This is a genomic window from Periweissella cryptocerci (genome assembly GCF_004358325.1).
Lineage (GTDB): Bacteria > Bacillota > Bacilli > Lactobacillales > Lactobacillaceae > Periweissella > Periweissella cryptocerci.
Genome location: NZ_CP037940.1, coordinates 1556395 through 1568821 on the forward strand (window position 1 = coordinate 1556395; position 12427 = coordinate 1568821).

10 protein-coding genes are annotated in these 12427 nt (G+C 41.6%); 1 reads left to right on the top strand and 9 read right to left on the bottom strand.

The window, feature by feature from the left end; translation table 11 throughout:
* Positions 1–10: 10 nt before the first annotated feature.
* Entirely contained in the window at positions 11–286 is a 276-nt protein-coding gene (locus EQG49_RS07100; RefSeq protein WP_133363320.1) for a hypothetical protein, read from the top strand.
* Between the two features lie 151 nt (positions 287–437).
* Here EQG49_RS07100 and rlmH read toward each other — a convergent pair whose 3' ends face one another.
* The 9 genes from rlmH to EQG49_RS07145 form a co-directional block, all read right to left on the bottom strand.
* Positions 438–917 carry a 23S rRNA (pseudouridine(1915)-N(3))-methyltransferase RlmH gene (gene rlmH / locus EQG49_RS07105; protein ID WP_133363321.1) on the bottom strand — a complete coding sequence of 160 codons (480 nt, stop codon included), beginning with the start codon at positions 915–917 and terminating at the stop codon, positions 438–440.
* A gap of 929 nt (positions 918–1846) precedes the next feature.
* Positions 1847–3256, bottom strand: a complete 1410-nt coding sequence (gene dnaB / locus EQG49_RS07110; protein ID WP_133363322.1) for a replicative DNA helicase — start codon at positions 3254–3256, stop codon at positions 1847–1849.
* Between the two features lie 1381 nt (positions 3257–4637).
* On the bottom strand, positions 4638–5087 hold the full coding sequence (gene rplI / locus EQG49_RS07115; protein ID WP_133363323.1) for a 50S ribosomal protein L9: 450 nt from the start codon (positions 5085–5087) through the stop codon (positions 4638–4640).
* A 160-nt stretch (positions 5088–5247) separates the two neighbouring features.
* Positions 5248–7242 carry a DHH family phosphoesterase gene (locus EQG49_RS07120; protein ID WP_133363324.1) on the bottom strand — a complete coding sequence of 665 codons (1995 nt, stop codon included), beginning with the start codon at positions 7240–7242 and terminating at the stop codon, positions 5248–5250.
* Between the two features lie 170 nt (positions 7243–7412).
* Entirely contained in the window at positions 7413–7652 is a 240-nt protein-coding gene (gene rpsR / locus EQG49_RS07125) for a 30S ribosomal protein S18 (protein WP_133363325.1), read from the bottom strand.
* A gap of 18 nt (positions 7653–7670) precedes the next feature.
* Positions 7671–8222, bottom strand: coding sequence for a single-stranded DNA-binding protein (gene ssb / locus EQG49_RS07130; protein ID WP_133363326.1), 552 nt, complete (start codon positions 8220–8222; stop codon positions 7671–7673).
* Positions 8223–8277: 55 nt separating this feature from the next.
* A complete protein-coding gene (gene rpsF, locus EQG49_RS07135) occupies positions 8278–8565 on the bottom strand; it encodes a 30S ribosomal protein S6 (RefSeq protein ID WP_133363327.1) in 288 nt (95 codons plus the stop codon).
* Between the two features lie 277 nt (positions 8566–8842).
* Positions 8843–9235 (bottom strand): hypothetical protein, encoded by a 393-nt coding sequence (locus EQG49_RS07140; protein WP_133363328.1) that lies wholly within the window; start codon positions 9233–9235, stop codon positions 8843–8845.
* Between the two features lie 18 nt (positions 9236–9253).
* On the bottom strand, positions 9254–12427 hold the full coding sequence (locus EQG49_RS07145) for an AAA family ATPase (RefSeq protein ID WP_133363329.1): 3174 nt from the start codon (positions 12425–12427) through the stop codon (positions 9254–9256).

Below are 12427 nucleotides of genomic sequence, written 5' to 3' on the forward strand. Positions count from 1 at the left end.
AATATAATTTATGCATTTGAAGAAATTGCTATTCACATTGGTCGCTTTGTTCACGATTGGCGGCACTTTCATATCTACTACACCAGCCGTTAGTGCATCTGGTAACACCATTTATGTGGTAACCACAAGCACCCACTTAAGTGTGAAAGATCACCGTCACCATGTGTATTGGTATAGCTACAGTCGCTTACGTCATGCGCAGCCACGCACGCCTAAAAGCCACATTCACAAATTTAGCTTAGCGCATGCTCGAGCTATGCATTGGCAACACTCCGCACGCGAATAGATTATCTTCATCTATAGGTCATACTCCACATACCGTAAGCAGTCATGACATGTCAAATATTGAAAATACAAAAAGACGTCGCAAACTAAATTGCGACGTCTTTTTGTATTTCGAGTGACATGAAACATACCTAATAAAATGCTCAATCACATCACTTATGATACGGACTCCCCGCATTAATCATATAAGCCCGATAAACCTGCTCCGTCAACACTAATCGCATCAACTGGTGGGGCAGTGTAAACCGGCCAAAACTAATTGCGGCGTTGGCTCGTTTGTTGACGGCGTCGGCGGTTCCGAGTGAACCACCGATGACAAATGTGATGTCGGAGTGACCGTATGTCGCTAATTGGTCGATTTCGGCGGCTAATTCTTCGCTTGAGCGTTCTTTACCGTTAATTGCCAGCACGAAAACGTATTCGCGGTCTTTAATTTTGTCGAGAATCCGTTGGCCTTCCTTGTCTTTAACTTGAATCATTTCAGCCTCTGATAATTGTTCGGGGGCTTTTTCGTCAGGCACTTCGACAATTTCAAATTTTGCAAATTTGCTCAAACGTTTTGCGTATTCTTCAATTCCTTGTTTCAAATACTTTTCTTTTAGTCGTCCGACACCAATAATTTTAATATTCATCGCTATTTTTACCCCATATTTTCAGTGATTTTAGCAGCTACTAAAATCCAACATATTATTATTGCTTTCATATTACCACGTGAATGCGTTTTCAGGCATGTCAATAAATTTGCTTGAGTTATCCACAATTGTCCACACGAACACGATGTTTTGCACAAACGCTGTAAGTATTGCTGCATCTACATTTTACATACGAACACCGATAGTTATCAACAGATTACAAAAGTTATCCACAGGAGTATCAACACCCTCCCAAAGGCTTGTTCTAATCGCCTTTTTTATTACTCTGTTAATTAACGCACATGTTATCCCCCTCACTTATACTACTTATCCACAGTAGCGATTTTTTAGGCTGCTTGCACTGTGTTCGGTTTAGCAGTAGTTAACCCATTTTTGTACCAATTGTTCGCTTTTTTTACCTAACTATCCCTACTTTAGGCATTCTTTCCTGGTATCTTTTTGTGATTGTTCGTATTTTTGTGAAAATAAATTTAAGCAATCCTTAAACATTCGCTACTTCCTAAGAATCCGTTAATTTTTTTGTGCACAGCTACTACTCTTCGTAAAAGTTTACAAAATCTTCACATTTACCAGTTTTTGCATACTACAAGTTTGCTGATTACTACTTATACACACTAAATTAAAATGCGGGGTTTCCCCATGAGGACAGGGCTCCTGTGCGTTTATCAACTAGTTATCAACAACTTATCCACAGGTGTGGATAAGTTGTTCCTATATTCCTCTATTTTTAAGAAAAACTTATCAACTTGTGGATTATTCGCTTTTTCTTTTGTAATTCTGCTCTTTCACTACACTTCCCCGCCTGGTACCCATCGCCTTGCTTCGCATACGCGCGAAAATTTATCATCACTTTGACCATGCAAAAAAGGCTAAGCATGCTTCATCCTTAGCCCCCTTCATATTTATATTTAGTGTGGCCCGTAATTTTCTTCATCGACATAACTCAGTGAACTGAATTTGTTATATGACTTGATGAACAGCAGATTTGCGGTCCCACGTGAGCCCGAACGGTTCTTTTCGATAATAACTTCGACCGGACCCGCGTCAGTTTCTTCAGCGTCTCGGGGATCGTTATTGGTGTCGTCGGATTCATTATCACGTTCATAGTAATCGTCACGGTACAAGAATGCGACGATATCGGCATCTTGTTCGATTGATCCTGATTCACGAATATCTGACAAAACTGGGCGTTTATCTTGTCGTTGTTCAACCCCACGCGACAGTTGTGACAACGCAATTACTGGTGCATCAAGTTCTTTGGCGAGTTTTTTCAAATTACGTGAAATATCAGAAACTTCTTGTTGCCGGTTTTCGTGGTTATTTGATTCAATCAATTGCAGATAATCAATGATAACTAGGCCGACGTGACCTTGTTCCTTTTCGAGCCGGCGGACTTTAGCCCGGATTTCGGACATTTTAATTCCGGGAGTATCGTCAATGAACATCTTGGTTTGTGACAAGCTTTGCATCGCCACCATCAAGTTTTGCCATTCATCAGTATCCAAGTTCCCTGTTCGCATGTGATTCGAGTTGATACTACCTTCAGAGGCCAACAGACGCTGTACCAGCCCACTAGCACTCATTTCAAGCTCGAACATCGCAACTACTTCACCAGACTTCACAGCGGCATTCTGCGCGATATTTAGCACAAAGGCTGTTTTACCCACGGCAGGACGCGCTGCAATAATAATTAATTCTCCTGCGTGGAAGCCGGTTGTTAATTTATCAAGCTCAGGATAACCCGAAGATAACCCCGTCACGATTTCATTATTTTGCGAATTGGCTTCAATTTCGGCGAAGGCTTCATTCAGCACGTCTTTAATATTTAAAAAGTCAGCGTTCCCTTGGGTTTCGGCAACCCCGTCCAGCTTAGCCGTCAAGTTCGCCAATAAATCATCAGACGGATTTTCTTCGGTAAAAGCCTCAGTTATCCCCTCGGTCATGACTTCAATTGCTTTACGTAATGTCGCCTTTTCCTTAACAATCTGCGCATAGTAAGCAATATTAGCCGCTGTTGGTACGGCAGCGGCTAACTCGGCCAAATACGCCACACCACCAACATTTTCCAACGTGCCTTCTGTATTGAGCTTATCTTGCAAGGTGATGATATCAATTGGGCGTTGCCCGTCATCCAATTCTTGCATTGCTCGGAAAATAATCCCGTGCGCTTGGCGATAAAAGTCTTCTGGTTCTAAGTATTGGGCGGCTTCCGCAAGTGCATCTTGAGCGGTCATACTCAAGAAAATAGCCCCTAAGACTGATTGTTCCGCATCAATATTTTGTGGCGGAATGCGCATTTGGGTTTCTTCGTTATTCATGCTTTGGTCGCTCCTTAATTATTTATGTATTTCCAATTGGAATTGTTTTTAGCTATTATCAAGTACATTTTATTTACGCAAATACACAATTTTACGTCGTTCTACTCAATGTGTTTACGGGACTTTTCGGATAATACACACATCATATATTATAACACCACACTCACCCTCCACAACTGACACTAGATAAATTAAATCATTTCTCAAAATGTAAATTCACGAGTCTTCCATAAAAAATAAAAGACCATATTTAGTGTAACGTGGAATTCTCATTAAATCTGTACCCTTCGAATTGTCCGAAAACCATATTTCAGTCACAAACAAATTACCGCGGAAAAACGCAGATAGCAAAAAAATCGACAAGCTATATCAATAACATATCGATTTCACGAGGTAATTCTGATTAGTGCTGTTTTACATATTATAAATTCTTTGTAACTGATTGTTTAGAATGCTTTTTTATAGAAGATAGCTGCCAAAATCAACGCAAAAATAGCCAAAATAAAAGTGATTAGGTGAGTAACAGTTGCGTCAGTGAATAAAAGATATCCATTCAAACCAATGAGTACAACAAAAATAAAAAGAATGCATACATATAAAACAGAACCAATTTTTTTATTCAGATTATTAGATCCCATGATTAATTCCTTCCCTAATGTGCTAATTGTAACAGTTGTCGTTTCTACTCTACAAGGGTAACTATAGGAGCTATATAAGGCTAAAATTTTTCTAGCGTGGAATTTGGATATGTGTCTCAGATTGATTCCCACTACGTGTCTGGAAACAGTCAGGACACCGTGATGGAAGACAAGCATTTGAAGCCAAAGTGCGGTCTTCAAATGTTTGCGAAGCTTGGCTCGCTAACGCGGTAACCATCTTCACAAATCCATAATCAGTAACGAAACCCATTACTGATTATGCCATCACGGTGCGAGCTAAAGTCCAGCCTGTTTCCAGCCTCTTCGTTAGTTTGCGTAGATATTCTGACTAGTAATATGCCGTAATCCTTGTCGCTGCAAGTTTAGCGGTAATCAATAATTCCACGCTTATCTAGCGGAGTGACTGAAAATCACCTTGTGGCCGGCAGGCTTTACACCGAAATGGGACGAACTTGACACCACGTGTCGAGTTTGTCGCTGAGGGTAGATGAGCAGTCTTTTGGCTTTAGCCATTAGACTGCCAGCTATCCCGAATTGCCCAAGACCGCCCTTTGGCTTGGGCATGTGCTTCCATCTCGGTGCACAATGTGATTTTCAGTCACGCAGTGGCATCATACATCTCATCTCATTTTATAAATTCCACGTCAGACGGAATAGAGCCCTATATAAGTTAAAAAAAGTACCCGAGAAAATTTTTCTCGGGTACTTTTCATCAATTGTTATTATAATTCATCAACGTGTACGCGAATTGTTGCTTCCACTTGGTGGTGCAACTTAACGGGAACGTTGGTGTAACCCAATGCACGGATTGGTTGCTTCATGTCCATCTTGCGCTTGTCGATTTTCAAACCGAGTTGCTTGTTGATTGCTTCAGCCACTTGTTTTGATGAAACGGCACCGAATAAGCGTCCATCTTCACCAGCCTTGGCTTTAAGTTCAACCACTGATTTGTCATCCTCAAGCTTAACCTTCAAAGCTTGGGCCGCGTCCAATTCTTCTTGGGCTTCACGAACTTGGGCTTTCTTTTGGCCTTGTACAGCACTCACTGCTGAATTGTTGGCTTGTGATGCCTTTTTGCTCTTGATCAAGAAGTTGGCGAAACCATCAGGAATTTCCTTAACTTCACCCTTCTTACCACGACCTTTTACATCTTCAAGAAAAATAACTTTCATGTGTTTAATCTCTCCTCGTAATTTCATTAGACTCGGATTACCCGGCCGGTTCCTCGTATTTTCATTAGGCGCAGATACCCGACTGGTTCCTCGTATTTTCATTGCACTCGGATTATCCGATTGATTCCTCGTATTTGCAACGCATAAACTCACACTTATGCTAGTCTTCCCGTTGCAAAATTTCAAGTAATTTTGTGCGCACTTCGGTGACGGTTGCATCGCTAATTTGCGTAGCGGCATTCGATAAGTGACCGCCGCCGCCAAGTTCTTCCATGACGACTTGGACATTATCTTTACCCGTTGAACGCGCAGAGATACCGACTTTGCCATCCGCTCGTAGCGAAATTACAAATGACTGATCAACGCCAATCATTTGCAACAGCGAATCAGCAGCTTGGGCCGCGACAACGTTATCGTAAGCCTGCGTATCTTCACCCGTCGCAATTGCGGCATTGCCGAAGATTTCAACCGATTCAATCAAGTGATTACGTGATAAATAACTATCAACGTTTTCTTTCATGAACTGTTGAATCAACCCGGCATCGGCACCGGCTGAACGTAAGTAACTTGCGGCATCAAACGTCCGGGTCCCTGTCCGCAAAGTAAATGATTTTGTATCAATTTGAATTCCGGCCAATAAGGCGGTCGCTTCAATTCGATTAATTGGGTCTTGTTCACGGCTTTGATATTCGAACATTTCCGTCACTAACTCAGCGGTTGATGAAGCATATGGTTCAATATAAGTTAGCAAAGGATTTTGTGGGAATTCTTCGCCACGCCGGTGGTGATCAATAACCACGGTCCGACTACTTAATTTATTATACAACATCGGTGCCGCTGAAATCGATGGCTTCGAGTGGTCCACCATGATTAACAAGCTTTCTTCCGTCGAGTTGATTAATGACTCATCAAGTGTGACAAAAGCATTCCGATCAACTTCAATATTTTGCATCGTATCCAATAATAATTGGATATCGCTATGCACTGAAGTCTTATCTAAAACAATCGAAGCCGGCTTGCCATTCATTTGCGCAATCCGTCGTAACCCAAGTGCGGTACCAATTGAGTCCATATCTGGATTAGCATGGCCCATGATAAACACTTGATCCGATTGATTGATTAATTCACTCAACGCGTGAGAAATCATCCGGGCACGTACCCGCGTCCGTTTTTCCATCGGATTGGTCTTACCACCGTAGAAACGCGCTTCCGCATCACTTGATTTGACCACGACCTGATCACCACCACGACCCAATGCTAAGTCCAAGTTAGCTTGGGCTTGTTGGGCTAATTTCGACAAATTATCTTCATCGTAAGCAATCCCAAAACTCAAAGTAACTGGTAAATTTTGTTTTGATGTCGTTTCGCGAATTGTATCGAGGACTGAGAATTTATCATTTTCGGCACTTAATAATCCAGCTGCGTGACCTAAGACGAAATAGTGGGTCGCGTTCAAACGACGCATATACATCCCATGGGCTTCAGTCCAATCAGTTAACTCGCGCGTTACATATGAACGCAATGCCGAAGTTTCAGAATCATTCAAGCGTTCAGCAATTTCTTCATAGTTATCGAGCGAAACCATCCCAAATACTAACCGTTCATCATAGTAGCGTTGTTCAATCTCGGCGTAGCGCGTTACGTCCATTAAATAGACGACCCGCAAGTTAGATTGTACATACAGTGAAAATGATTTCCCATTCCACTTAACTAATGATTCTTCGTGTGAATCCTTGTGTGCCTCAATTAATTCGGCAAGCTCTGGATTAACCGCGGCAAGCTTGTTACCAATCAAATTATGGTCACCAATATATTGTTGAATATATGGATTGACCCAGCTAACATCATCATTATCATTAAATAGAATAATCCCCAATGGCATTCTAATTAGTGCTTCTTGTTCCCCCCGTTGAATTCTAAATGACAAATCGGAAATATATTGTGTTGAATCAGCGCCAATTTGTTTGAGAATTTGGATGATAAAAATAAAGGCTCCAATTTCCAAAATAAAAAAGACTAATCCAAAAATCCAATTAACAAAGAAAGCGGCTACTAAACCAATAATTGCCAAACAAGCAATAAAGATAAACAATAACCGGATTCGTACATTCTGTAAAAATTCTGGTAATTTATTGACATTGAAGAATCGACTCACGATTCATTACCTCATATCTTAAAATATTCTTAACATTCATTTTAACATAATTTTGAATGAGCTACCTGATATTGCCGATTTAATCGGGTTTATCGCACGAAATCTTCAAATTTGGTGACAAAAAAAGCATTCCACCGAAGTGAAATGCTTTTTATTAAAGACGTATATGATTAGTCTTCGGCTACGAATGGGAGCAAGCCCATGATACGAGCACGCTTGATAGCGGTCGTAAGCTTACGTTGGTTCTTAGCTGAAGTACCAGTAACACGGCGTGGCAAAATCTTACCTCGTTCTGAGATAAAACGTTCCAACAATTCAGTGTCCTTGTAATCAACGTATTCGATGTGGTTTGCGGCAATGAAGTCTACCTTACGGCGACGACGGCTACCGCCACGACGTTGTTGTGACATAACTAGTTCCTCCTGTTTTTAGAATGGCAAATCATCATCGGAAATGTCAATTTCTTGACCATTTGCAGCGAATGGATCCGCATTGTTGTTGGTAGTAGTTGAAGCGGTTGAACCGCCAAAGCTATTACCACCGAATGGGTTGTCATTGCTTGATGATGATTGTGACGGAGCACTGTTAAAGTTATTACCGCCGAAATTGTTATTAGCAGAAGAACTTGCACCATTATCAGATGAACGACGATCAGATTCTGAACGTGATTCTAATAATGAGAAGTTTTCAACCACAACTTCGGTTACGTAAACACGGGTACCTTGTTGGTTTTCGTAATTCCGTGTTTGGATACGGCCTTCAATCCCAATCAATGAACCCTTGTGGGTAAAGTTGGCGAGGTTTTCAGCTGCTTTCCGCCAGATAACGGCGTTAATAAAATCAGCTTCTCGTTCACCGGCATTGTTGGTAAATTGGCGGTTAACGGCAAGAGAGAATGAACCAACTGCTGTACCACTTTGGGTATAACGGAGTTCAACATCCTTGGTTAAACGACCAATTAATACTACGCGATTAATCATAACTTTAGTGCTCCTTTCACGTGTGCATAAATGCACCCGATAGAATTAATGAAAATTAAGCTTCGCGCTTAACAATCATGTGACGCAAGATGTCTTGGCTGATTTTAGCCAAACGGTCAAATTCGTTGATAGCCGCATCATCGTTTGCTGAGAAGTTGATTACACGGTAAGTACCTTCGTGGTAACCAGAAATTTCATATGCAAAACGACGAGTTGACCAGTCCTTTGAATCAGCAACCGTTGCACCGTTGTCGGTCAAGATCTTGTCGAAACGTTCTACCAAGGCAGTTTTTGCTTCGCTATCCAAGTCAGGACGAATGATGTATGTTAATTCGTAAGTCATGAACTGTTCTCCTCCTTATGGTCTAAGTCGACACCTCTTTGTGTGTCGAAAGGAAGTATCCAATACAAATATTGAATACTCACAAGATAATATACTAGCACCTTTAACAGAAGTATTCAACTACAAACGCATAATATTGGAAAATAACTTTCCCTTAGCGCCAACCAGCGGTATTCAATTGTGCCAAATGTCTGACTGTTCCATTTGACACCCTTACATTAATTAATATACGAGAAAAAATGTCCTTTCTCCGAAAATAATTTAGCGATTGGCGAATTTAGTTGTTTTCAGGATATAAGATACTGTCCTTAAAAGGTCCATCGCCCCAGATTTCAGCTTCTGACAGCGTAGTTTGAATTAATTCTACTGGGACACCCTTTAGTAAAATCATTGCACATTGGTAGCCGGCAAATGGTTGATATAAATCCATAATAATTTCCTGGCCAGCAAGATCACGCTGAATATCGTCCGTCACAAACGCGACATGCGACTCCGCTTGAATCCGGGCGTCCAAACTCGAATTGGGACCAAATGCATGTAGTTCTACAGGAATCCCAAGCTCATTTAATTGATCCAATGAGTACATATCATATAAGGAACTATATTTAATTGCCGGATCATCTTTAATCTGGGCGAGTGGTACTGGTTTGCCAATATGATGAAATTTCATGATTTTTGCTCCTTAAATTTAAACTAATTGATATTGAATTTCGCTTTGCGCATTCCCTTTTTTGGTGATTTTCAGTTGTTGGGGGATTTGGGCTTTCATCGAGTCGACGTGTGAAATCAAACCAATCATGCGCCCTTCTTTTTCAACTTGGTCGAGAACTTCCATCGCTTTTTCCAAAGTTTCACTGTCTAACGAGCCAAAACCTTCATCAATAAACAAGGCATCGATTTCAACACCCCCGGCGTGATTTTGAATCACAGCGGCAATCGACAGTGCAATTGACAGCGCTGCTAAGAAACTTTCACCACCTGATAAGGTTTCTGATGAACGTAACTCGTCGACATCATTATCTTTGATGTTAATTTCCAAACCAGTCTGATTTGCGCGACTCGCTTTTTCTTGCTTCAATTCAAATTGATACCGTCCGTTAGAGACATTCGTAAAGTAATGTACATTGGCATAGCTTAACACCTCTTGCAGGTAGCTTTGCAAGACATACCGTTCTAATGGTAGGTTTTGCCCATTTTTCCCGTTCACGGCATCGGCCAATAGCCCCAATTCAGCGGCTTGTTTGGCTTGTTCACCGAGTTGTGCTTGGACTTTTGCAATCTTGGCTTGTGCCGCACTAACTTGCTTCAAAGCTAATTCTTTAGTCATGACGACTTTATCGCTTGTTCCACGTGAAACATCGGCCGCATCCTTAACCATGCGTAATGCCGCTAAATCTGGTTTCGTTTTGGTAGCTAAATTGATTTGCAATTTTTCGATATTGTCATTAACCGCTTTGAGTTCAGCCTCATAATTAGCAATTTCTTTAGTCATTACACCGATTACGTCACGCCCAGCTAGCTCGACTAACCACGTATCTAATTGACTGCGATCAGTCGCAAACTCGGCCGCCGCAATTGCCGCGTCAAGCACGTTTTGGGTTGTATCGAGTTGTGCTTGTAGTTGCTTTACACTCTCACTATCGCTGATTTGCTGTTGCCGATACTTGGCGCTAGCCACTTCAAGCTGTTGCCGCTGAATATTACTAGCTTCGGTATCCTTCGTGTACTGCTCAACGCTCTTTTTTAATTCAGTCAGGCGTTGTTGATAAGCTGATTTTTCCAACAATGCCGGCGCTTGGGCTTGAATACTTGCTAGTTCAGCTTCAACTGTTTTCAGCTGGGTTTCGACAACTTTCACGTCACCATTGACTTGAACTTGTTGCTCGGTTAATGACTGACGTTGCTTCTCTAATGTCGCAATTCGTTCATTGATTGCTTTTTTCGCCGCCGTTTGTTCTTGCAAGGTATGCGCAAGTTCATTAATTAAATCAGTCCCAATTTCATTATCAAACACAACTGGCATCGATGTTGCAAAAGTTGCGTTGAACATCGCCACAAATGGTTCATACCCTGCCAATAATGCCGCGTGCAGTTCACTTTGCTTTGCGGTTAATTCAGCAATTTCATTTTGCTTAGCTTGAACTTGCCTTCCAACTTCATCAAGTTTCGTTTCAATCTTTGTGTATGCTTGTTCTTGTGTTTCCAAATCATCAATTGCTTGGCGAATTTGCGCATCGCTCACTTCGATGTGGTCGTGCATTTGCAATGGGTGTTCTGTTGAACCACAGACGACACACGCTTCACCGACGACTAATTCATTTTGCAACTTTTGAATCATCAGTTGTTGGCGCTTCGCCCGCTGTTCATCCACGTTGTTCTTTAAACCAGCTAATTGACGCGTGAAGTCCTCTTGACGTACTTGCATATCTGCCAACTTGGCTTGTTCATCCTGCACCCGTTTAGCTTGCTTCACCTCATCACGTTGCGCTTGTTGTAATTTCTGCCATTCTAACTGAATGCTATGCAACGCGGTTTGCTGTGTTTCAAGTTGGTCAAAGGCTTTAAGCGCATTTTGCTCAGTAGCCGTTTGTTTTTTATTTTCAAGCAATGCGGTGCTCGTTGTATCCAAGTTTTTTTGCTTTGCCGTTAAATTTTCGCCTAATGTACTAAATTCAGTGGTTTTCGCAACGCGCTTTTCTGCCAGCGGAATTAAGGTTTTTTCAATTTCAACTACCGCTTGCTGTTGCTTAGTGATTACTGGGCTTTGTTGCGTCAGCTCAGCTATTTTAACGCCAACCGCAGCTTGTTGCTTGGCCACATCAGTTAATTGCTCAGTGACCTTCTGAAGGGCGTTTTCTTTGGTCGGTAAATCTTTGCCTAGTTTCTCTAAATCCTGCACCAAACTCATTTGCTTGTTGGCCCATTCATAGTGTTGCAATTTAATTTTTTTCTCAGCAATTGCTGGTTGTTGGGCTACCAACTGTGTCGCTTCCAATTGATTGGCCGCCAATTGGGCAAAATCTTTATCCAAGCCAAGGCCGGCTTCGAGTGCTGCGCTGGCTTTGCTGGCAATTTTTTGATTTTCAACTTGTGTGGCTTTAGCGGCTGCCAAATCTGCTTGTTGCTCAGTAACTTCCAACGCTAACAATTCAACCCGTTCTTCCGTTGTCCGCGTGTTTTTATACTGGTCTTGTTTTTCAGCGAGCCATTCAATTTGATCAAAAATCGTTGTTAATTGCGTTTCAAATTGCGCTTGCTCAGCGACCATGCCTTTTTGCTGTTCCTTCAAGCTATCCATCACTTGCCGATATAATTCCGTCCCAAATAAATTGCGCAAGATAACTTCTTTTTCGGCACTATTCGCCTTCAAGAACTTTTTAAATTCCTGTTGCGGCAACAAAATTATTTGACGAAATTGCTCGGCAGTCAATGATAATAAATCCTTCAAGAATTCATTCACATCACTGATTTTAGTGTATGCCTCGCCAGTTTCAGTGCCTAATTCATAATCAAATTCGGAAACACTGGCAGTTGGTAATTTTTCCGTCGCGCCACCACCACGTTTGGTGCGCATTTGTTTGGGCTTGCGTTCGACACGGAAAAATTTGCCGTGGTGCTCAAAAATAAATACTACCGATGTTTCATCATCCAAGTTCGCAAAATCTGAGCGCATATCATCTGGTTTACGGCTGCCACTAGTTTCACCAAACAACGCAAAAGTCATCGCATCAAAAATTGTCGTTTTCCCCGCACCAGTTTGACCACTAATCAAAAAGAGCGGCGATTCTTTGAATTTGTCAAAATCAATTTCCGCATGGGCATATGGGCCAAAAAAATTCATATTCAGTTTAATTGGTTTCAT